Source organism: Furfurilactobacillus rossiae DSM 15814 (genome assembly GCF_000428925.1).
In the GTDB taxonomy this organism is placed as follows: Bacteria; Bacillota; Bacilli; order Lactobacillales; family Lactobacillaceae; genus Furfurilactobacillus; species Furfurilactobacillus rossiae.
In genome coordinates this window covers 1-20,291 of record NZ_AUAW01000005.1, presented here as the reverse complement: position 1 = coordinate 20,291, position 20,291 = coordinate 1, and the positions used below count along the sequence as shown (strand labels likewise).

Genomic DNA, 20,291 nt, shown 5'->3' with positions numbered 1-20,291 from the left:
AGCAGTGCGGTTAACGACTAAAACTGTTGAAATGCCTCAACTGGCAGTACAAAACAAGTTGCTCCACCAACTGTGACTTCAACTGGATATGAAGCAGTCTGATCCATTGAAACATCCATATTAACTGGCGGTGTCATGAATTGATCCCGAGTATGTGATGTCTCCTTAATGAGATCCATAACTTCCTGAACGCGGTCATCTTCGATCCCAATCAAGAACGTGGTATTTCCCGAACGTAAGAAGCCACCCGTCGTTGACAATTTTGTGGCTCTAATATTTTGTTCGATAAACTGATTACTCAGCCGATTACTATCCTTATCTTGAACAATAGCAATAATCATTTTCATATGCGTAATTCCTCCTGTGAAAAAAGCTCGCGACCGCGATAACGGGGCTCCGTACCATTAAAATAAATTCGGGAACCGTTGAGCAATCACCTTTTTCGTGTCGGTAATCACTTTTTCCAGCGGTTGGTTCGCGTCAATTAGTGTAATGCGTTGTGGTTCGTCTTGCAACAATTTAAGGTAAGCGTGCCGTACACGACGGTGAAATGACAGTTCTTCATTATCCAAACGATTGATTTCATCTGACCGATATTCATGAATTCGTGTTAATCCTACCTCCGATGGTACATCAAAGTAGATTGTTAGGTCTGGTGTAAGTCCCTTCGTAGCAAAAAGATTCATTTCTGCTACAGCAGCCTCACCAATTTCACGGCCAGCGCCTTGGTACGCAATTGAGCTATCAACATACCGATCAGAGAAGACAACTTTGCCTGCATCTAAGGCTGGCAACACCGTTTGGACCAAATGCTGGCGTCGTGCCGCTGCGAACAGTAAAGCTTCTGTCCGCGCATCCATCTCCGTGTTGGCCTTATCCATGATAATCGCACGAATTGCTTCTGAAATCTTATTACCACCCGGCTCACGGGTTGTCAGCAATTTCTCCCCTAGTTGCAATGAATAATCATCGATCAGCGCATTCAGAACACTGGTTTTTCCTGCCCCATCGGGCCCCTCAAAAGTTATAAATGCGCCTGTTTTCACTATTCCAAACTCCCTTATCGTCAATACGTTCATTGTACTTTAGAATAGGGGTCGCTGTCTAACGTAATTACACGGTAGCCGGCAATTCCAATTTGGTTCCGACTGTTAAATGACTTTGAGGCACGCGGTGGTTAACCTTTGCCAATGAGTCTATCGGCAACTTCAAGGCCTTCGCAATCCGATGTAGTGTGTCTCCTGGCTGCACGGTATAATGCGCCATTTGTGGTAACCATAGCCCTTGACCTGGATAGATCCACCACCGAATCGGTGTTTGGCTGGCCTGACTGATTTGGCCCATCGAAATACCACTGGCCATGCTAATTCGCCACCAGCTGTCACCCGGTTGAATCACGTACCGCCGCAGAGCGTCTTGTTGACAAGGTTGATTAATGCTGTTCGCCGTTTCATTTGAGTTAGGGGCCGCTACTTTTGGATGTTGATCAATGCCTGATTTTCCCTGATCCCATCGGGTTAAATTATTAGCCCGAATGATTTGCATTAGTTCATCCGCATAAGCAGGATCAGTAGCGTAACCATCGCTTTGCAATTTCTGAGCGGCTTGCCATGCATCTTGCTCACCCAAAACATTGTGATAACGACTATTCACGCTCAAAAATTGGCCATGATCCGCAATGCTTTCGACAAACGACGGATAAGCTCGGAAATCTGCCCAGACGGACAATGAATACCCGTTGACAACTTCGCGTGTTGGCATGCGAACCGTTGCCCCGTCAGCATTAGTTCCTTTAATGCCAAACAAATTATGAGCATTGGTGGCTAACTGAGACATCCCCCAGCCACTTTCCAAAATAGCTTGGGCACCAGTCACCGAGGGCAAAATTCCATAATGATCCCAGTTCTGTTGTGCACCTGACTCCACTTGCATCAAAAAATCTGTTTTACTCATTGCCTTTCCAGTGTCGCATAACCCCAGCACGAGGCCAATTACCGATATTGCTATTGCTAAACGTTTCATTCGAAACTCCTCCGTCTTTTGTGATCTACCTGTTACATACGCAAAAGACTGGAGAAATTAACGCCATCAAAAAACGTTTGCTGGGGTTCAATGTACAATTCTCCAGCAAACGTTTTTCAATTATTGTGTCTAGATGCTAATCGTAATTAATTATCAATCACTGAGGCCTGCAATCGGCCCCGAACTTTCCGTTCTCGTGCCTCACGGAATAACAACATATATTTTTGTCGCGCCAATGCAGTTTGTGCCGAAAGTTCACGGCCGTTGCCTTCATCTACGACTGCTGTTTGCGTCTCTACAGCTCGGTCCCAACTACGTTTTGCTCGATCAATATCATCCAACAGCGCTTCATTATATTGCCCATGCAAGCGTGGACGACGACTAAATAACATTTTGACCTCCCACATCGCTCACGCTGATACAATTTCCATTCACATAAGAGTAGTACCAGCGTCTATCGTCTACATTTCAGTCCGGCCCTCAACAGCTTTAAGTAAGGTTACCTCATCAGCGTAATCAATGTCAGATCCTACTGATAGACCATGAGCTAACCGAGTCACCTTGATGCCCGCTGGCTTAATCAACCGTGATAGGTACATAGCAGTAGCTTCCCCTTCAGGCGTGGCATTTGTTGCCACAATGACTTCTTTCACTTCATCGTGCTCCTGAAGCCGTTTGACCAAGCTGGTGATGTTAATATCTTCAGGACCTTTACCTTCGATTGGTGACAAGACGCCGTGCAAAACATGGTATAAACCATGATATTCACGCATTGATTCCATCGACATAATATCTTTAGGCTCTTCAACCACTAGAATCGTGCTTTGATCACGCGATTTATCAGAACAAATCGCGCACGGATCTTCTTCAGTGATATTGCCACAAATTGAGCAGAAGTGTAAGTCACGTTTGGCCGAAATCAAGGACTTAGCAAAACCAGTCACGTCATCACCATCCATATCAATTGTATAAAAGGCTAGCCGTGTGGCAGTTTTTGCACCAATACCCGGTAACTTCATGTAACTTTCAATTAATTGCGCAATTGGTTCTGGATAATCCATTGTCTACCTCGTTTGTACTTACATCCCCAGACCACGGCTGTATTTGCCCATGGTACTGTCCGTTGCAGTGTCAATTTGTGTCATTGCATCATTAACCGCCGCCAAAACCATGTCAGCCAGCATGTCGGGATCATCTGGATCAATCGCATCAGGATTAACGACCAAATCAGTCATCTTGTGGTCTCCTGTAAATGTGGCCTTCACCATATCATCTGGCGCAGAACCAGTGAAAGTTTGTGCTTCCAGTTTCTCTTGGTCTGCCTTCATCTGCTTTTGCATCTTTTGTGCCTGACGCATAATATTTTGCATATTGCCACCCATCATAATCTTCATTCCTCCAAAATTAAGTTATTCATATTTGGTCATCAACTGACCGTTTAATCGTTTTTGATAGTCACGTTATCAGCGCCAAACAGCTGTTGCGCTTTTGTTACCAACTCATTCTCCGGCTCACTGATACCAGCGTCCTCCGATGGCGAGTCAAGCGGGGCTGACGCCGGCTCATCTGAAACCGGCTGTTGCTGCCGAGTAGCAGTAGTCCCGGTCGGGGTCGTCCCCCCCGTTAATTCTTCTTTATGATCCGTCAAAAAGTCCTTACGAATCTGTGGCCACTGATCCTCTGGAACAAACCAAACATCGGTCGTATCGCCAGTCAATCGGTTAAGATTGTTCTCCAATGCTGTTCGCAAACCATCATCAGTGGCTGCCTTATCAAAGAAGAAGGCGTAGCTAAATGAAACAATTACACCTTCATTACTAGCAGCGACAGGCTTTGAAACATGCATCATCGCTTTTTGCGTCACAGGCAGCGTATCCAATAAATCGTCCCATACGTCACGCATCGCATCTAAATCATGCTTTGTAGCGGCTCGCAACACTGGATAAATTTTTGCCAAGTTAACGTTGGCACTTGCATGGCTAGCAGTCGCAGTCGTCGTTTTGGCCCGTGCCGGCTTTCCTGTCTGCGTGCCTGTGGTTGATGCTGGCTGATTCGTTGGCGCTGGCGTCGCGCTAGTTGTCGAGGTCGTTTGAGTCCCTTGAACACTATGAGACGAAGCTTCTACAGTAGGTGCTGGAGTAGGTGCTGGCTGTTGCGGTTGAGTCGTCGCTGCGCTTAAGCGGCTGACCGTTTGCTTCAACTGTTGAATTTGCGTCTCCAGTTCAGCAACTTCAGACGCATTAGAAGCGCTCCCTGATGTAGGGGCCTTAGTTGTGCCCACATTCGGATATATCTGTGCTAGCTTAACCGTCAACACTTCTAAATAGACATCCGGATGAGTTGTAAATCGCAACTGTGCAGCTACCTCATTTAAAGCATTGATCATTTGGTAAAAAACGTCAGGATCTGTGTTCTTACTCAATTGTTGAAAAACATCACCGGTGGTATCGCTACCCGTTACCATATCAGGCGCTTCTTTATAAAGAAGCAGATCACGAACATAACTGATTACGTCCTCCACAAAACGACCGGCATCTTTACCATCGTCTAGGACCTTTTGGAGGGCCGCTAACCCAGCCGTCGTTTCATGAGCAACGACCTGTTTGACATAGTCAGCCAATAAACTTTCGGTCACACTTCCCGTGACTAACAAAGCATTGTCCAATGTTACTTCATTATCACCGAAAGAAATCGTTTGATCCAGAATACTCAAGGCATCACGCATTCCGCCTTCCGCCGCGTTGGCAATGACCTTTAAAGCTGGTTCTTCGAAGTCAACTTGCTTTTGCTTCAAGATGTAAACCATTCGGTCAAAACTTTCCTGAGCCGTAATTCGTTTAAAATCAAAACGCTGCGTCCGTGAAATAATGGTTGCCGGAATTTTATGCGGCTCCGTAGTGGCCAAAATAAAGATCACATTGGCCGGCGGTTCCTCCAAAGTCTTCAATAAAGCATTAAAGGCCCCGGTTGATAACATATGCACTTCATCGATAATGTAAATTTTATAAGTGGCCTGTGTTGGCGCGTATTTGGCCTTATCACGAATGTCACGAATTTCTTCAACACCGTTGTTGGAAGCAGCATCAATTTCAATGACATCGTTTAGCTGGCCGGCCGTGATTGCTTTACAAATGTCACAATTGTTGCACGGTTCGCCATCTTTCTGATTTGGACAATTAATGGCCTTGGCAAAAATCTTCGCCGCTGATGTCTTACCGGTCCCACGTGGGCCACAAAAAAGGTAAGCATGACTCGTCTGCTGGGTCACAATAGCGTTTTTTAATGTTTGCGTAATGACGGTCTGTCCAACAATTTCATCAAACCGTTGCGGCCGCCATACCCGATAAAGGGCTTGATAGCTCATGTTAAACTCCTCATATTGATGTTCCTTATCGTGCGAAGGATCCGCACTTCGTTAGCATTCTTCTAAATCAGTATAAAGGTTTTAGACCCGAAAGATAACACCAGTACTTCCAAATCTCAACTTGTATTTAAAAATAAATAAAAAGCGCTCAACCAGTTGTTAAAGCCATTGGTCAAACGCCGTTAATTTCAATAAAACATGAAGCACAAACCGTCGCGGACTTAGTGCTGCTACCTTCCGGTCCTGACACAATTCGTGAGGACGACCTTGCCTCATGGCCTTTCGGCAATTAATAATACTACGCTATTTACGTCATAAAAGCTAGTGTTTTGCTTGTCATTTTGTTCGTTGTGAACCCGGTTTTTTTGCACCACGTCCTCGACGGATTGCCCGAAAGAAATTCTGCATAAGCGTGCTGGCTTGATCTGCCATGAGTCCCTCATGAACAATAACTCGATGATTAAAACGCGGGTCTTCCAGCAATTGATATAAAGAACGCACTGTACCAGCCTTGGGGTCTCGGGCACCAAAATAGACTTCAGGAATTCGAGCGTTGATAATGGCACCACTACACATGGGACATGGCTCGATGGTGACAAACAGCTGACAATCTTCTAGTCGCCATGTGTTAAGTGTATGATTAGCTTCACTGATCGCCATGATTTCCGCATGCAATGTTGCATCTTGGGCATGTTCGCGTAGATTATAACCACGTCCAACGATTTTTCCCTGATGCATGACTACCGCACCAATTGGCACTTCACCAACACTGCCGGCAATCCGTGCTTGCTTTAGTGCCTCATTCATCCCCGCTTCAGCAATGGTTGGCGTCATATTTTCGTTCATCTCAGCCATTAGCCTGATCACTCGCAATTGATTCCAATATATAGTAGCCCTTATCTTTTTTGATAATTTCACAATTACCAAAAATTGTCTGCATTAGTTTTTTTGCAGAGGGTGCGCCTTGTTTTTTTTGTAAAACAACGGTTAAACGTCCCTTGGGCAGCAGATGCGTTTGAGCGCCTGAAATCATGCCATCAACAACGGCCTTGCCTGCACGAACAGGTGGGTTGGTAACGATGGCTGCATATTTATTAGTCACCTTCTCGTATTGATTGGAAGTATAGATGGTTGCGTTATGAATTTGATTTTGTTCTGCATTCCTCCTGGCTAAGGCTAGTGCCCGCTCATTTACGTCGACTAACTCGACGGCACGATCAGGGTTGTCCAAAGCAATTGCAAGACCAATAGGACCGTACCCGCAACCCATATCTAAAATTGAACCTGACGGAATGTCGTTTAAGTTTACCGCATCCAGTAAAACCCGTGAACCATAGTCAACAGTGCGTTTTGAGAAGACACCGTTGTCCGTAGTAAACATTATTTCATGACCTAATAGACGAAAATTCCACGTCGCTTCGTCGTGTACAACGTCCGGATTTGGCGTATAATAATGGTTGTTCATCATTTAAGTTAACCTCGTTTCTGTTTTCATCATAATGGAATCGCGGATAAAAGTAACGAAAAAAATTCGAAATTTTATAAACCCTTTGAGGACACCATATCTTGTGGATGCATTGTATAAATGCCACAAAATATGGTATTTTTTTGTTGCATTTCAATCTCCAGCCACTATACTTAGGTCATCAGCAAAACCAGTTTTTAAGTTCAAATGTGCAGAGAGAGGAAGTGGCCATTATGGCTAAAGTTGTTGTATTTACAAAGGATAATTGCATTCAGTGCAAGATGACAAAGCGTTTTTTGAGCGCACATAACGTTGATTTTGAGGAACGTAATATTAATCAGCATCCAGAACTGATCGACTACTTAAAGGGTCGCGGTTTTCAAGCAATGCCGGTCGTTGATGCAGATGGTGTCGATGCAGTGTCTGGTTTCCGTCCAGATGTTCTGGCAAAGCTGGCTTAATTTTCCATCATTCGATCAATGAACACGGCTCGGGCGTACGCGGAGCGTTGGCGTGCGTCTTTTCTTTTATCAAAAATCAATCAGGGAGTGACAGAAAAATGGCATTAAAAGATTTAAAGGACGTCACGTATTACGACTTGAACAATGAGATTAACATTCCTGTTAACGGGCAAATTCCGTTAAATAAAGATAAGGAAGCCCTCGCCGCTTTCCTAACAGAAAATGTTGAACCCAACACTGTGAAATTTGGCTCACTTCGCGAACGTTTTGATTACCTGCTTGATAACAATTACATCGAACGTGACTTTTTTGAAAAGTATGATTTTTCTTTTGTGGAAAAACTATACGACTATTTGAACGCACAAGATTTTCACTTCAAGACATTCATGGCAGCCTACAAATTTTATGCCCAGTACACACTCCGAACAAACGATAATCAGCAATATTTAGAAGGCTTTATCGACCGCGTTGCAATGAATGCATTGTTCTTCGCAGACGGCGACGAACAACTAGCTATGGATCTAGCCGACGAAATCGTCCACCAACGTTACCAACCAGCCACACCTAGTTTCTTAAACGCTGGCCGAGCTCGTCGTGGTGAATTGGTATCTTGCTTTGTCCTCCAAATGACAGATGACATGAACGCCATTGGTCGCGGTATAAACTCTGCTCTGCAACTGTCACGTATTGGTGGTGGGGTCGGCATTAACCTGTCAAACTTGCGTGAAGCAGGCGCACCAATCAAAGGTATCGCCAATGCCGCATCTGGTGTTGTTCCTGTTATGAAATTGCTTGAGGACTCTTTCTCCTACTCTAATCAATTAGGTCAACGTCAAGGCGCCGGTGTGGTTTACCTATCCGTTTTCCATCCAGATATCATCGGCTTCCTCGGTGCCAAAAAAGAAGCTGCCGACGAAAAGGTACGGGTTAAAACACTCTCGCTTGGTGTTACCGTACCAGATAAGTTTTACCAATTAGTAGCTGCTGACGAAGACATGTACCTATTTTCGCCACAAAGTGTTGAAAAAGAATACGGCAAACCATTTTCATATGTTGACATCACTAAAGAGTATGACAATTTAGTCGCCAACCCGAACATCGCCAAAAAGAAAATTCGCGCACGAACACTAGAAACTGAAATCAGCAAACTTCAGCAGGAATCCGGTTACCCTTACGTCGTTAACATTGACACGGCTAACTTGCATAATCCAATTGCTGGTAAAATCATCATGAGTAACCTTTGCTCAGAAATTTTACAAGTCATGACTCCTTCTAAAATCAATAACAAGCAAGAATACGACGTTCTTGGTAAGGACGTCAGTTGTAACCTTGGCTCAACAAACATTGTTAACTTAATGGCCTCCCCTGACTTCGGCCACTCCGTTGAGGCAATGGTTCGCGCCCTCACTTACGTCACGGACCACAGTAATATCGATGTTGTGCCTAGTGTTCAGTACGGTAACCAACAAAGCCATGCAATCGGTTTAGGTGCCATGGGATTGCACGCCTACTTTGCAAAGAACCACATGCACTATGGTGATGAAGACTCCCTTGACTTCACGAAGGTTTACTTCATGTTGCTGAATTACTGGTCACTTAAAGCATCAAACGAAATTGCTCGTGAACGCCACGAAACGTTTGCTGGATTCGACAAATCCGATTACGAAAATGGTACCTACTTCGACAAGTACGTGACGAAGGATTGGGGTCCCAGTCGAGACAAAGTAGCTGACCAGTTTAAGGGAATCTTTATCCCCACTAAGGATGACTGGGCAGCATTAAAAGCGGACGTTATGAAAGATGGCTTGTATCACCAAAACCGGATGGCCATCGCGCCAAATGGTTCCATTTCCTACATTAATGACACAACTGCTAGTTTGAATCCAATCGTTAACCGGATCGAAGAACGTCAAGAGAAAAAGATCGGTAAAATTTACTATCCGGCTCCATATTTATCCAATGACACCCTGCCATACTATCAGTCAGCCTATGACACAGACATGCGTAAAGTGATCGACATTTATGCCACCGCGCAAGAACATATTGATCAAGGAATGGCCTTAACTCTGTTTATGCGCTCAACGATGCCTGAAGGCCTCTATGAATGGAAAAATGGTCGCACTGACAAGATGACCACCCGTGATCTTAACATTCTGCGTAACTATGCTTGGAAAAAGGGTTGTAAGTCTGTCTACTACGTTCGTACCTTCACCGATAACAACGGTGAAGTCGGCGCAAACGAATGTGAAAGTTGCAGTATCTAGTAAGGTGAGCGTGACCAGACCGAGGTTGAATCCGAGCAACAACAAGAGATTAGTATTGTACAAGCGGTCTTTGCTTGTACGGTACTAGTCTCAGGTTGTGCACAGGATTCAGGTCTGGGAGCGCGTTATCGCTATACAAAGGGTACGCAATAGATTCTTGAGAATATATTTTTCCAAAATTCGCTAATGACAAACACCCTTTCTCGTTCTACGATAATCATAATTAACTGATAGTATTCAGAAACACCAGACACAGGAGGACAATATGGAAAACGGCAATTATAAAGCCATTAACTGGAATCAAGTTTCAGATGAAATTGATAAAGCAACTTGGGAGAAACTAACTGAGCAGTTCTGGCTCGACACGCGAATTCCTGTTTCAAACGACATGGATGACTGGCGCACCTTGGATGACGATCACAAATGGGTAGTCGGTCACGTTTTCGGTGGTCTAACCTTGCTGGACACGCTTCAATCACAAGACGGCATGGCTGCACTACGTCGCGACGTTCGGACGCAACATGAAACGGCCGTTTTGAACAACATCCAGTTCATGGAATCTGTTCATGCCAAAAGTTATTCGACCATTTTTGAAACGTTGAACACGCCCGATGAAATCGATGAGATTTTCGACTGGAGCGATTCTGAAGATCTACTACAGAATAAGGCCAAACGAATTTATACGTTGTACCACGACGATGAGAACCCACTCAAAAAGAAGATCTCCAGTGTCTTCCTCGAAACATTCCTGTTTTACTCTGGTTTTTACACACCACTTTATTACTTAGGGCATAACAAGCTAAACAACGTTGCTGAGATTATCAAACTGATTTTACGTGATGAATCTGTCCATGGTACTTACATTGGCTACAAGTTCCAACTAGGAATGAAGGAATTAACAGAAAACGAACAGCAGTCCTTAAAGGATTGGATGTATGACTTCCTTTATTATCTTTACGACAATGAAGAAAAATACACGCACCTTGTTTACGACCGTGTCGGCTGGTCGGACGATGTTTTGAAGTTCATTCGTTACAACGCCAACAAAGCACTGATGAACTTGGGTCAAGAACCCCTCTTCCCAGATACTGCTGAGGACGTTAATCCAGTCGTTATGAACGGAATTTCGACATCTACTTCTAACCACGACTTCTTTAGCCAAGTCGGAAATGGTTACCTACTAGGAAACGTAGAAGCTATGAACGACTCAGACTATGATATTGGTGGTAAGAAGAAAAATTAGTCTCTTATAGTAATACGTGCAGTAAAATAAAAATCATCCTAATTCGAGGGGTGGTTTTTATTTTTGTTCTCATTGCAATCAAACTCGTTTTGGGAATTTGATCCGCCAATTAATCTAATAAACTGCAAATGAGTCATCATTTCGCTTATGGTATACTGGGCACAAGTTAGTATTATGAAACATCGCTTAGTTTGGAGATCGTAATTATGACAAAAATCAATTCACTTTGTGTCTTTTGTGGCTCATTACCAGGCAACCACCCTGAATATTCAGTGCAAGCTGCACTCTTAGGTGGCTATCTGGCCGACCATCATATTCGCCTAATTTACGGTGGTTCCTCTGATGGTTTAATGGGCACAGTAGCAAACGCGACAATCGATGCTGGCGGTCAAGTAACTGGCATTATGCCTCGTTTCCTTAAACGAATCAGTACTGAAAGTAACAACTTAACGGATCTAGTAGAAGTCAGCACCATGGACGAACGTAAAGAAAAAATGCTTGCTATGTCTGATGCATTTATTGTGTTGCCTGGTGGCTTTGGCACCTTCGAAGAACTGGGCACAATGTTGTCTTGGAGCAAAATTGACATTCACACAAAACCCATCGCCCTCTTCAACATTGACCATTTTTACGACTCTCTGTGGCAATGGTTTGTCGACGCAGCGGAATCTGAATTTTTACCACTTAGTGACTTAAAGCTAATGGTTAACGCTAGTTACATTGATCAAATTTTTGACTACTTTGCGACATTTAAACATGTGACAGCGATGCCACACGCTTAAAGTGACATTTTTACACAAACAAAGAGGCTACTCAAACTGACAGAAAATTTCTGTCAGTTTGAGTAGCCTCTTTCATTCTATCCGTTTAAATAAAGCCTTTTCTTTAAACGAGCGTCTTATACAAATTTAAAATCGAACGAAATGACGTAACTTTATGGACTAACTTTTAGCATGAAAAATCAGCAATCGCTTCTCTTTCTTGTTTGTCACTCGTTTGGCATTCACAACCATCGTTATTTGCAACATAGTGAAAACCAGTGAATTCCGTCGACGATAAGCAATATACTTTCCATGCCAACTAGTCACATATTTTTCTTTGTAGTTTCTGAGCCCCTGAAACCCATAAAAACGATAGCCATATTCATAAATTAAATGTGCAATTCGTTCTTCAATAAAACTGAACCGGGAGACACCCACATTTGAAAGTGGCGCCATCCCCATATTAAAGTCCTCAAAGCCAGCCTCGGCATTGTGTTGCAACAAATGGATAAACATAACGTCCATCGTTCCAGATGGTGCATTCTTGCCATAACGCATCAGATCAATTGAAGAAATGCCTGAATGTGTGGGCATGTTCGTCGTAAAGGCGAGAATTTTACCTTCCGCGGAACGCATCACATAAATAGATGATTGATCTAAATAGTAATCGTCAAAGAAGCCGAGCGAAAAACCACTTTCGTTTTGACCATCTAGCCACTCATCAGAAATGACTCGCAGTTCGTGTAACGTATCAGCATCAAACGGCGGTTTAAGTTCTTCAAACGTAATCCCGACGCGATCAAACTTACTCATCAGATTGCGGTCAGACTTTCGTTTTTTACCCTGCATGCTAAATGAAGGTAGGTTAACGAAACCCTCCTCACCGAACTTGAAAAAGTCATATCCTTTTTCATGAAGACTCATCGTTAAATCTTCATCGATCTCGTAAAACACGATGGAATAGCCTTCTTTGTCGGCGACGTCCATAAAGTTATCAATGGCGGCATCACGATATTGTTGATCACCCACCGGTTCACCCATGACGATTAAACGATCAGCCTTCTTTTGATACATGAAAAACATTTTATCTTCATCATCAACGGTGTAAAAATAAAGAAGTTTGTCACGCAAGTAAGCCAAATGACTGACTTCGTTTCCGCCATAAGTGTCAATAACATGAGCGACACGACCCTCATCGAACGGTACCTTAAAGATTGTCGACTTCCCATTATGCATATACCAGTAGACAATCGCCAATACCACCAACGCAATTGCAATCGCAATTAAACCGCTTAGCCAGACACGCTCGGTAGGAAACAATGCCGCTCTCGGCACATGATGCATCCGCTGATAATTAGGCGTATTGTACACGCCAACAATAATATACGTTACAAAAATACCAACAAAGCTGATGCCATCAAACAACATGGCACCCCATGAATACTCAAAGTGCTCACGATAAAACTCTTTATGAGACAACCATAGGGCCGCCAGCACTAAGACAAGGAAAACACTCATCTTGATAGACGGGTCCTTCCACATTGTGTTCAGCGCAGCCATAATCAACACAACTGTCGTTGGCCAAAACGCACGCTTAACACGCGAATTAACCCCACGTGCCAAACCAATCAATAAGAAACCCATGATGATGTTGATGGCCTGGTTAGCAAAATAAACAACGTATCCATACAAAGCGCCATAGACTTTGTTGTATTCCTGCAAGTGTGGAAAAGTTGAAACAAGGATAATCATGACACCAGAAAACCACAGGAAAACAGTTAAAAATACGTGCGCAATGCGCTGAAACAGCTGCATCGGTAGCCCTTCAAAGGCGTGGTTGATCTTGCTACCGGTATCTTGAATGAAGAATAAAACACCGACTAAGAATGGCAAAATATAATAAAAGATTCGGTAGAACAATAACCAAACTAGTGCATCGGCCTTACCTACACCAATAAAACCAAGCCCCGTTAGCATAAACGTATCAAACGACCCCAAACCACCGGGGATCATGGAAACAACCCCAGCAACTGAGGCAACAGCAAACATTGGTAAAACAGCTGCAAAATCAACTTTGACACCCATTAATGCACCAATAAAAATAAAGAACAAGGCACAAAACAACCATTCAAAACTAGAACCGGCCATTAATGAGAGTTGCCGTTTAAGTGTTAAGTCATTAAAAAACTCTGAATCCGTGAAGTGGGTAACTAACATCACCGTTGGAAAATATAGTGCGCCGCCGACCATCCAAATCCAATAACGAGCAAACACGCCGCCAATATGCAATACAAAAATTTGAAAGAGCGCAATCCAACAAAGCAGAGATAGACCGGTGACAAGGAATAATGCAATTTTTGAAATTGCAAACAGAATCTGTTTGCGAGTAGCACCTTTACTGTAGAAATTTGCTCGCAAACTTGCCCCAAGTAAGCCACCAAATCCAGCAATATTAGTGAATGTATTGACCGTCCATCCAGAACGAATAACATACCCTTTTTTAAACTTGCCAGGTAAAAATTTAACAATATTAAAATCGTAATTCAGCATTGGAGTAACCGCAATAAAGCCTACGACTAACATCAGTAACAGACTAGTTGGTGTTTGCTGCGAGAATGTTTCTGCCACTTCTTGCCCACTGATTTGTTGAATGTCTCGTCCCACTTCATGAATCACATACAGAAGCACTGAGAACACAAACAGCAATCTTAGTAGCGTCATGTGGCGATTAATCGCCGCCCACATTTTTCGTAAAGTTTTCATGCCTTACTCCCCTCGAATAAAATCTTCTCTAGTTTACCATGTCAAACGTCAAGTAACGGTAGATTTAGACTTTTTTAAGAGTAGTTTGATGCTCACAAGTCAATCTTGGCCACCATTAGTAGGATATTTGTTTATCATAGTCAACAATTCAATAAAAGTATTGTCTTCATTAGATAATTTATATAATATAAATAAATCAATAGCTTTCAGGAGGAATTATGCAAATATTTTTAATGCTGGTCATCGCAGGAGCATTCGGTTATGGAACCTACCGACTCTATCGTAAGAAAAGCCTCAAACAATTAGTGAGATGGCCGCTTATACTACTGACCGGTTTTTTGTCACTAATATTTTTAGCCAGCGCATTTACTGGCAATTCGACAAAGTCATCCACTAACAATGCATCAACAAGGAGCAGTGTTCATGCTCATATCAGGCATCACAAAAAAGAAGCTCACAAGTCTTCAAGCAGCTCAGATGACTCATCATCCATAAGTGAATCTCAAAGCATCGCAGATAGCGAATCTCAAAGTACGTCAGAAAGCGAATCAATTTCTGAAAGTCAAAGCAACTCAATTTCTGAAAGCCAGAGCAATTCCATATCTGAAAGCCAGTCTGTTTCTGCCAGTGAAAGTAGTTCTGTCAGTGTAAGCCAATCCATCACAAGTTCTGTAGCAACGTCGATAAGTGCTTCGCAGGTTGCAGAACAATCAAGGTCAGCCGCTGAAGCTGCCGCTGCTGCTCAAATTTCTCAGCAAACATCTACTGTAGACTCTGCTCAAGGACCTGTGATTGGTGACTCGCGTAGCCACATTTACCATTTGCCTGGACAAAGAACTTATCACATCAGTCCTGCTAACGCAGTTACCTTTAACTCAGAACAAGATGCTATAAACGCAGGTTATCGAAAATCACTAAGATAGGGTCTTGTTAAATATTGGGAGAAAGAGTTGTATGCTTAATTATTTTAAAGTCTCCTACCGCATCTCAGAAAAGTCATCGTTCAAAGTTGATCATAATGTTAAAAAGAACATATTCATATCATAAATAGTAAATTTTTTTGCAATTGCCTTATCGTATTTGTTTGTTCAAAGGACAATAAAAGCGCTGATCCCAGAGGATCAGCGCTTTTATTCAATACACAATGCATTTAATTACTTAACAGTAACTGATGCACCAGCATCTTCAAGCTTAGCCTTCAAGTCGTTGGCATCGTCTTCTGACAAGCCTTCCTTGACGTTCTTAGGAGCTGCGTCAACTAAGTCCTTAGCATCCTTCAAACCTAAGCCAGTAGCTTCACGAACGGCCTTGATGACCTTGATCTTTGATTGACCAGCTGAGGTCAATTCAACATCAAATTCAGTCTTGGCTGCGGCGTCACCACCAGCAGCACCGGCAGCAGCAACTGGAGCAGCTGCACTAACACCGAATTCGTCTTCGATTGCTTTAACCAAGTCGTTTAATTCAACGATGGTTGCGTCTTTTAATTGATCAACAATGCTTTGAGTATCTAAAGCCATGATTGTTTTCCTCCAAATATTGGTTTTGCTGGTATTCCAGCGAGTTAGTTTTACGAGTTAAGCTACATCTAACATCACAAACGCACCAACAGATGCGTCGTCAACATTAAGCAGCAGGTTCGTCATCCTTGTTGTCAGCAACTTGCTTAACAGCAAATGCAAAGCTGCGAATTGGTGATTGCAATTCGGAAGCAAGCATTGAAAGCAAGTCTTCGCGACTTGGTAACGTTGCGTAAGTGTTGATTTCATCAACAGAAGCAACCTTACCTTCCATCATGCCACCCTTGATTTCAAGGACATCATGATCCTTGGCAAACTTGGCCAAGATCCGTGCTGGGGCGATTGAATCATCACCATTACCGAAAGCCACGGCAGTAGGTCCAACGAATGTATCGTCAAGACCATCAATACCGGCTTTTTCAGCAGCGCGAACTAGAACTTTGTTTTTGATAACTTCCATGGCAACGTCTGAGTCACGTAGTTGCTTACGCAAATCCGTAACTTCTTCAACCGTTAAACCACGGTAGTCAACAATAACAACTGATTTAGCAGCAGACAACTTCTTAGCGACGTCATCAACTACAACAGCTTTTGCTGCAATCGTTTCTTTACTCACGTTTTACACCTCCATGATTGATTTTTTACCCAAAAAAATCCCGTTGTCCTAAGACAACGGGTTCAAAGTCATTCATCACGAATTGCTTTGCCTCGGCAGGATATTAAGATAGCTGAATTAACAACTATCACCTGAGTCTTAGGTAAAATTAATTTACTTAAACACTATAGCAAAGCAGTGGTGCTTCGTCAATGTTTGATTTAGAAGCTTGCCAAATCGACAGCAACTGATGGGCCGAACGTTGAAGCTACTGATAAGTGTTGAACGTATGTGCCACGAACAGCGGCAGGACGCGCACGAACAATAACATCTTCGATAGCCTTAAAGTTACCGACCAATTGGTCAGCACTAAAGGATACCTTACCAATTTGAACGTGAACGTTTCCGTCACGGTCAGTCCGGTAAGTAACTTGACCACCCTTAGCATCCTTAACGGCTTGCGCAACGTTCATCGTTACGGTACCCGTCTTAGGGTTAGGCATCAAGCCTTTAGGTCCTAATTGACGGCCCAAACGACCTACTTTAGCCATCATGTCTGGTGTTGCGATTGCAACATCAAAGTCCAACCAGCCATCAGAGATCTTTTGAACTAAATCGTCGTCACCGACTTCATCAGCACCTGCATCTTTAGCAGCTTGTGCTTGGTCACCACGAGCAAAAACAATTACTCGTTGTGTCTTACCAGTTCCATTAGGCAAAACCATTGCCCCACGTAACTGTTGGTCTGCTTGCTTGGTGTCCAGGTTAAGCTTGAAAGCAATCTCAACCGTTGCATCGAACTTTGCAAAGTCGATGTCTTTTACCAAGGCAACCGCGTCTTCTACGCTGTAAGCTTTAGTCTTATCAACTTGCTTAAGCGCATCTTGGTACTTCTTGCCCTTTTTGGCCATTGTGTTTTCCTCCTAGCAAATGTGGTATGGCGATGTATCACAGGATGAAACCAGACTATCATATGATAGCCACGCGCATCCCGTGGACATCTTCCACCTGATACATTCAGCTTTCACTGAGTATCCGTACTTGTCCGCTGTTTAGGCTTAGCCTTCTACAGTAAAGCCCATGCTCCGAGCAGTACCTTCAACCATGCGCATTGCGGCTTCAACGTCGGCAGCGTTTAGATCTTGCATCTTAGTTGTGGCAATTTCCTTAACTTGATCCTTGGTTACCGTAGCAACCTTTTTCGTGTTAGGTTCGCCAGAACCGTGTTCAACACCAGCAGCCTTCTTCAATAGAACAGAAGCTGGCGGGGTCTTTGTAACGAAGTCGAATGAACGATCCTCATATACAGTGATGACAACTGGAATCAACAAACCTGCTTGATCAGCAGTGCGGGCATTGAAGTCCTTTGTGAATCCCATGATGTTAATCCCTGCTTGACCTAAAGCAGGACCAACCGGCGGAGCAGGTGTTGCTTTACCGGCAGGAATTTGTAACTTAACAACATTAGCCACTTTTTTAGCCATGTCTAATTCCTCCTTGAGTGTGGTAGTTGATGGCGCGTTAGAATTACGCCTCCCACGATATGCTTAAACGCATACCGTAGTAGTTTACCATGATGGCAAACAGCTGACAAGTCTTACTGAATCTTTTCAACCTGATTGAATTCCAATTCGGCAGAAGTTTCGCGACCAAACATCGTTACATTAACTTTCAACTTTTGTTTTTCGTTATCTACTTCGGTAACCTTCCCGACCATGTCAGAAAAGGCACCATCAGTAATTCGAACGGATTCGCCAACTTCGAGTTCAAAGTCAGCCTTAGCCTTCTTGTCCTCGCCCAAACGGTGAAGAATCAAATCAACTTCGTCAGGCAACAATGGCGTTGGTTTAGAACCACCACCATGTGAGCCCACGAACCCAGTAACGTTTGGCGTGTTACGGACGATGTACCAAGCCTGATCAGTCATGATCATTTCAACAAGTACATAGCCTGGAAAGTCGTTTTCGATGACAGTCTTTGCCTTGCCATCCTTTACTTGTTGCGTTTCTTCTTCTGGTACAACCACCCGGAAGATGTAATCAGACATCCCCATGGATTGCGCACGTGATTCCAAGTTATCCCGTACTTTGTTCTCATAACCTGAATATGTGTGTAATACGTACCAAAGTTTTTCAGCCGTTTCAGCCATGTTTAAATCCTCCATTTTTTAAAACAGTGCAAAATAAAAAAACTTCGACTTAGCCGACGAAGTTTTTTTGATTAAATGCATTATAACAAAGATTTCACTGTCTTGCTACTGTCAATCATTGTGTTACCAGTAGCCACAAACGTTCGCGCTAGGCTAACCAAGTAATCAGAGCCTGTACACCCCAGTCAATAAGTGCAAAAAATAGCGCAAACGCCACGGAAACAGAAATAACAATAGATGAATCTCGTCGATTTTCGCGAGCTGTTGGCCAGCGAACAATCTTCAACTCAGCAAATACGCTCTTTAAAAAACGCCACAAATGCATGATTCAGCCTCCTTATTTTGTTTCTTGGTGCAGTGTGTATTGTCCACAGTGTTTACAAAACTTGTTTACCTCTAGTCGTTTCGTCCGACTAGGGTTTGCTGTGATGGTATAGTTACGTGATCCGCATACTGAACATGCCAGTGCGACTTTTTTTGTGGCCATTACTGGCACCTCCGAAATTTCTTAACAACTACGATTTCACGACTATTGACCAACGACACATCATCAATATCTCTAAGCGTGCCTGAGCCAATAAACAGCTAACAGATTATCACGTCCGTCCCAACGTGTCAATTGCCACTACTGGCTAAAAGCACTGTCACCGCCTTTCCGTGACATCGATTGGCAGCATTACGCACCTTTGTGTACGAACACTGAAAGTGAACTGCTATGTGCTCGATTGTCAGCCCGATGCTTAAACCCCACCAAACCTGCTGCTCGAATTCTGAGAACTGATCGCACAAATAAACGAGCCGATCTTGCAATTCCAAGCGGGTCAGTCCATCCGGTTCAATGCTAGACAAGTTGCAAACATGACTATCTGCCGATTGGACCTCTATTGACTCACTAGCCTCCTCGTGGAGTCGTTTCTGTGCCTGTTGCCGACGACGCAAATCGAAGCCGCGGTTGCGCACATTCAGTCGGTAATACGTTGCAAACTCACCAACAGTCCGACCACGATACCGTTCTAGTGTTGTCATTAACACCATCCGACACTCCTGATGCCAATCATCCCGTTCTAACAAGCGACCCTTGAAGTTTAACTCGCGAAACCATTTGTTAACCAAGGGCAAATAACGTTGAAAAAGACTGTCAAACGCCAGTTCATCACCCGCAATTGCCGCTGTAATGACAACATCTTCTTCCTCACGACTCCAATAATTCATTATGACCCCCACTTTCCTGCTTGAATACATAATGGTCCAGACCATTTTGCTTAGCAGAGCTACCTTAAGGCCACAACAGTCAATCAGCAACCAAACGAACGTTCGAAAAAGGTCACTTTGTTATCAATTATTATGATATTCATTTGTTTGGTAGATTGTAAAATTAATCCGAACGCTGTTCGGACAAAAAAGATCAGCTTCCTTTAAAATGGTGTTTACCACAAACCCATCTTTTAGGAGCTGATCTTTTGTCTAGTATAACCTATTCCGAACGAATTAAAATCGAAACCTTTTGTGAACTAGGGCTGTCCAATATCCAAATGGGCGTTCGGCTGAACCGATCACCGTCAACAATTTCTTATGAATTATCTCGATGTCAACCTTATCAGGCTGAATTAGCACAAACAGATGCCGAATACAAGCGATCACGATGTGGTCGGAAAACTAAGCTGAGCGATGAGTTAAAGCAAAA

At 43.4% G+C, this 20,291-nt stretch carries 24 protein-coding genes, 1 other RNA gene and 1 other annotated feature; of the genes, 6 read left to right on the top strand and 19 right to left on the bottom strand.

All coding sequences use genetic code 11. The features are described from left to right. Nucleotides 1-17: 17 nt before the first annotated feature. From G400_RS0103675 to G400_RS0103635, 10 genes are all read right to left on the bottom strand, one after another. Nucleotides 18-347, bottom strand: coding sequence for a cyclic-di-AMP receptor (locus tag G400_RS0103675; protein ID WP_017262128.1), 330 nt, complete (start codon nucleotides 345-347; stop codon nucleotides 18-20). A gap of 57 nt (nucleotides 348-404) precedes the next feature. Continuing rightward, nucleotides 405-1,079: a dTMP kinase gene (tmk, locus tag G400_RS0103670; protein WP_042655421.1), complete on the bottom strand. Its 675-nt coding sequence runs from the start codon at nucleotides 1,077-1,079 to the stop codon at nucleotides 405-407. Nucleotides 1,080-1,113: 34 nt separating this feature from the next. Then, nucleotides 1,114-2,022: a glucosaminidase domain-containing protein gene (locus tag G400_RS15640; RefSeq protein WP_017262126.1), complete on the bottom strand. Its 909-nt coding sequence runs from the start codon at nucleotides 2,020-2,022 to the stop codon at nucleotides 1,114-1,116. Nucleotides 2,023-2,168: 146 nt separating this feature from the next. Then, complete coding sequence (locus G400_RS0103660; RefSeq protein WP_017262125.1) at nucleotides 2,169-2,414, bottom strand: YaaL family protein; 246 nt, start codon at nucleotides 2,412-2,414, stop codon at nucleotides 2,169-2,171. A gap of 69 nt (nucleotides 2,415-2,483) precedes the next feature. Next, nucleotides 2,484-3,083, bottom strand: a complete 600-nt coding sequence (gene recR, locus G400_RS0103655; protein WP_017262124.1) for a recombination mediator RecR — start codon at nucleotides 3,081-3,083, stop codon at nucleotides 2,484-2,486. An 18-nt stretch (nucleotides 3,084-3,101) separates the two neighbouring features. After that, nucleotides 3,102-3,407 carry a YbaB/EbfC family nucleoid-associated protein gene (locus G400_RS0103650; RefSeq protein WP_017262123.1) on the bottom strand — a complete coding sequence of 102 codons (306 nt, stop codon included), beginning with the start codon at nucleotides 3,405-3,407 and terminating at the stop codon, nucleotides 3,102-3,104. A 53-nt stretch (nucleotides 3,408-3,460) separates the two neighbouring features. Then, nucleotides 3,461-5,386: a DNA polymerase III subunit gamma/tau gene (gene dnaX, locus G400_RS0103645; RefSeq protein ID WP_017262122.1), complete on the bottom strand. Its 1,926-nt coding sequence runs from the start codon at nucleotides 5,384-5,386 to the stop codon at nucleotides 3,461-3,463. A gap of 187 nt (nucleotides 5,387-5,573) precedes the next feature. After that, nucleotides 5,574-5,670, bottom strand: an RNA gene (gene ffs, locus G400_RS16015) — signal recognition particle sRNA small type. Nucleotides 5,671-5,722: 52 nt separating this feature from the next. Next, nucleotides 5,723-6,220, bottom strand: a complete 498-nt coding sequence (locus G400_RS0103640; RefSeq protein ID WP_026017166.1) for a nucleoside deaminase — start codon at nucleotides 6,218-6,220, stop codon at nucleotides 5,723-5,725. Between the two features lie 13 nt (nucleotides 6,221-6,233). Then, a complete protein-coding gene (locus G400_RS0103635; RefSeq protein ID WP_026017165.1) occupies nucleotides 6,234-6,851 on the bottom strand; it encodes a class I SAM-dependent methyltransferase in 618 nt (205 codons plus the stop codon). Nucleotides 6,852-7,084: 233 nt separating this feature from the next. On the opposite strand from G400_RS0103635, the gene nrdH reads away from it, so the two are divergent. The 4 genes from nrdH to G400_RS0103610 all read left to right on the top strand — a co-directional run bounded on the left by nrdH (nucleotide 7,085) and on the right by G400_RS0103610 (nucleotide 11,601). Next, nucleotides 7,085-7,312 carry a glutaredoxin-like protein NrdH gene (gene nrdH / locus G400_RS0103630; protein WP_017262119.1) on the top strand — a complete coding sequence of 76 codons (228 nt, stop codon included), beginning with the start codon at nucleotides 7,085-7,087 and terminating at the stop codon, nucleotides 7,310-7,312. Nucleotides 7,313-7,410: 98 nt separating this feature from the next. Beyond that, nucleotides 7,411-9,576 (top strand): class 1b ribonucleoside-diphosphate reductase subunit alpha, encoded by a 2,166-nt coding sequence (nrdE, locus tag G400_RS14375; RefSeq protein WP_017262118.1) that lies wholly within the window; start codon nucleotides 7,411-7,413, stop codon nucleotides 9,574-9,576. A 265-nt stretch (nucleotides 9,577-9,841) separates the two neighbouring features. Then, nucleotides 9,842-10,819: a class 1b ribonucleoside-diphosphate reductase subunit beta gene (gene nrdF / locus G400_RS0103615; RefSeq protein WP_017262117.1), complete on the top strand. Its 978-nt coding sequence runs from the start codon at nucleotides 9,842-9,844 to the stop codon at nucleotides 10,817-10,819. A gap of 206 nt (nucleotides 10,820-11,025) precedes the next feature. Then, entirely contained in the window at nucleotides 11,026-11,601 is a 576-nt protein-coding gene (locus G400_RS0103610) for an LOG family protein (RefSeq protein ID WP_017262116.1), read from the top strand. Between the two features lie 159 nt (nucleotides 11,602-11,760). On the opposite strand, the gene mprF is transcribed toward G400_RS0103610, so the two are convergent. Then, the gene (mprF, locus tag G400_RS0103605; RefSeq protein WP_017262115.1) at nucleotides 11,761-14,343 is read right to left on the bottom strand and encodes a bifunctional lysylphosphatidylglycerol flippase/synthetase MprF; all 2,583 of its coding nucleotides are present in this window, start codon (nucleotides 14,341-14,343) and stop codon (nucleotides 11,761-11,763) included. 218 nt (nucleotides 14,344-14,561) lie between these two features. On the opposite strand from mprF, the gene G400_RS0103600 reads away from it, so the two are divergent. After that, nucleotides 14,562-15,266 carry a sunset domain-containing protein gene (locus G400_RS0103600; RefSeq protein WP_017262114.1) on the top strand — a complete coding sequence of 235 codons (705 nt, stop codon included), beginning with the start codon at nucleotides 14,562-14,564 and terminating at the stop codon, nucleotides 15,264-15,266. A gap of 231 nt (nucleotides 15,267-15,497) precedes the next feature. Here the strand turns inward: G400_RS0103600 and rplL are convergent, their stop codons facing one another. The 8 genes from rplL to G400_RS15635 form a co-directional block, all read right to left on the bottom strand. Beyond that, nucleotides 15,498-15,863: a 50S ribosomal protein L7/L12 gene (rplL, locus tag G400_RS0103595; protein ID WP_017262113.1), complete on the bottom strand. Its 366-nt coding sequence runs from the start codon at nucleotides 15,861-15,863 to the stop codon at nucleotides 15,498-15,500. A 106-nt stretch (nucleotides 15,864-15,969) separates the two neighbouring features. Continuing rightward, on the bottom strand, nucleotides 15,970-16,479 hold the full coding sequence (gene rplJ, locus G400_RS0103590) for a 50S ribosomal protein L10 (protein ID WP_017262112.1): 510 nt from the start codon (nucleotides 16,477-16,479) through the stop codon (nucleotides 15,970-15,972). Nucleotides 16,480-16,502: 23 nt separating this feature from the next. Continuing rightward, nucleotides 16,503-16,640 (bottom strand) — a sequence feature (ribosomal protein L10 leader region). Nucleotides 16,641-16,679: 39 nt separating this feature from the next. After that, entirely contained in the window at nucleotides 16,680-17,369 is a 690-nt protein-coding gene (gene rplA, locus G400_RS0103585; protein WP_017262111.1) for a 50S ribosomal protein L1, read from the bottom strand. Nucleotides 17,370-17,516: 147 nt separating this feature from the next. Continuing rightward, nucleotides 17,517-17,942, bottom strand: a complete 426-nt coding sequence (rplK, locus tag G400_RS0103580; RefSeq protein ID WP_017262110.1) for a 50S ribosomal protein L11 — start codon at nucleotides 17,940-17,942, stop codon at nucleotides 17,517-17,519. 113 nt (nucleotides 17,943-18,055) lie between these two features. After that, nucleotides 18,056-18,607, bottom strand: coding sequence for a transcription termination/antitermination protein NusG (nusG, locus tag G400_RS0103575; protein ID WP_017262109.1), 552 nt, complete (start codon nucleotides 18,605-18,607; stop codon nucleotides 18,056-18,058). A 148-nt stretch (nucleotides 18,608-18,755) separates the two neighbouring features. Continuing rightward, nucleotides 18,756-18,932 carry a preprotein translocase subunit SecE gene (gene secE / locus G400_RS0103570; RefSeq protein ID WP_017262108.1) on the bottom strand — a complete coding sequence of 59 codons (177 nt, stop codon included), beginning with the start codon at nucleotides 18,930-18,932 and terminating at the stop codon, nucleotides 18,756-18,758. A 12-nt stretch (nucleotides 18,933-18,944) separates the two neighbouring features. Next, entirely contained in the window at nucleotides 18,945-19,094 is a 150-nt protein-coding gene (gene rpmG, locus G400_RS16010) for a 50S ribosomal protein L33 (protein ID WP_081495858.1), read from the bottom strand. Between the two features lie 128 nt (nucleotides 19,095-19,222). Further along, on the bottom strand, nucleotides 19,223-19,819 hold the full coding sequence (locus G400_RS15635; protein WP_017262107.1) for an RNA polymerase sigma factor: 597 nt from the start codon (nucleotides 19,817-19,819) through the stop codon (nucleotides 19,223-19,225). Nucleotides 19,820-20,067: 248 nt separating this feature from the next. Here G400_RS15635 and G400_RS0103560 point away from each other — a divergent pair. After that, on the top strand, nucleotides 20,068-20,291 hold a 224-nt coding region (locus tag G400_RS0103560; RefSeq protein WP_027827214.1), incomplete at its 3' end, for a helix-turn-helix domain-containing protein.

Bases quoted from the DNA above. Each gene is read 5' to 3' on its own strand.
- G400_RS0103610 (WP_017262116.1), top strand. From the start codon at position 11,026: ATGACAAAAATCAATTCACTTTGTGTCTTTTGTGGCTCATTACCAGGC.
- G400_RS0103675 (WP_017262128.1), bottom strand. From the start codon at position 347: ATGAAAATGATTATTGCTATTGTTCAAGATAAGGATAGTAATCGGCTG.
- G400_RS0103640 (WP_026017166.1), bottom strand. From the start codon at position 6,220: ATGACGCCAACCATTGCTGAAGCGGGGATGAATGAGGCACTAAAGCAA.
- recR (WP_017262124.1), bottom strand. From the start codon at position 3,083: ATGGATTATCCAGAACCAATTGCGCAATTAATTGAAAGTTACATGAAG.
- G400_RS0103635 (WP_026017165.1), bottom strand. From the start codon at position 6,851: ATGAACAACCATTATTATACGCCAAATCCGGACGTTGTACACGACGAA.
- nrdE (WP_017262118.1), top strand. From the start codon at position 7,411: ATGGCATTAAAAGATTTAAAGGACGTCACGTATTACGACTTGAACAAT.
- mprF (WP_017262115.1), bottom strand. From the start codon at position 14,343: ATGAAAACTTTACGAAAAATGTGGGCGGCGATTAATCGCCACATGACG.
- nrdF (WP_017262117.1), top strand. From the start codon at position 9,842: ATGGAAAACGGCAATTATAAAGCCATTAACTGGAATCAAGTTTCAGAT.
- G400_RS15640 (WP_017262126.1), bottom strand. From the start codon at position 2,022: ATGAAACGTTTAGCAATAGCAATATCGGTAATTGGCCTCGTGCTGGGG.
- secE (WP_017262108.1), bottom strand. From the start codon at position 18,932: ATGCATTTGTGGCGTTTTTTAAAGAGCGTATTTGCTGAGTTGAAGATT.
- G400_RS0103650 (WP_017262123.1), bottom strand. From the start codon at position 3,407: ATGATGGGTGGCAATATGCAAAATATTATGCGTCAGGCACAAAAGATG.
- dnaX (WP_017262122.1), bottom strand. From the start codon at position 5,386: ATGAGCTATCAAGCCCTTTATCGGGTATGGCGGCCGCAACGGTTTGAT.
- nrdH (WP_017262119.1), top strand. From the start codon at position 7,085: ATGGCTAAAGTTGTTGTATTTACAAAGGATAATTGCATTCAGTGCAAG.
- G400_RS0103660 (WP_017262125.1), bottom strand. From the start codon at position 2,414: ATGTTATTTAGTCGTCGTCCACGCTTGCATGGGCAATATAATGAAGCG.
- G400_RS15635 (WP_017262107.1), bottom strand. From the start codon at position 19,819: ATGAATTATTGGAGTCGTGAGGAAGAAGATGTTGTCATTACAGCGGCA.
- rplA (WP_017262111.1), bottom strand. From the start codon at position 17,369: ATGGCCAAAAAGGGCAAGAAGTACCAAGATGCGCTTAAGCAAGTTGAT.
- G400_RS0103600 (WP_017262114.1), top strand. From the start codon at position 14,562: ATGCAAATATTTTTAATGCTGGTCATCGCAGGAGCATTCGGTTATGGA.
- nusG (WP_017262109.1), bottom strand. From the start codon at position 18,607: ATGGCTGAAACGGCTGAAAAACTTTGGTACGTATTACACACATATTCA.
- rpmG (WP_081495858.1), bottom strand. From the start codon at position 19,094: ATGGCCACAAAAAAAGTCGCACTGGCATGTTCAGTATGCGGATCACGT.
- tmk (WP_042655421.1), bottom strand. From the start codon at position 1,079: ATGAACGTATTGACGATAAGGGAGTTTGGAATAGTGAAAACAGGCGCA.
- rplL (WP_017262113.1), bottom strand. From the start codon at position 15,863: ATGGCTTTAGATACTCAAAGCATTGTTGATCAATTAAAAGACGCAACC.
- rplK (WP_017262110.1), bottom strand. From the start codon at position 17,942: ATGGCTAAAAAAGTGGCTAATGTTGTTAAGTTACAAATTCCTGCCGGT.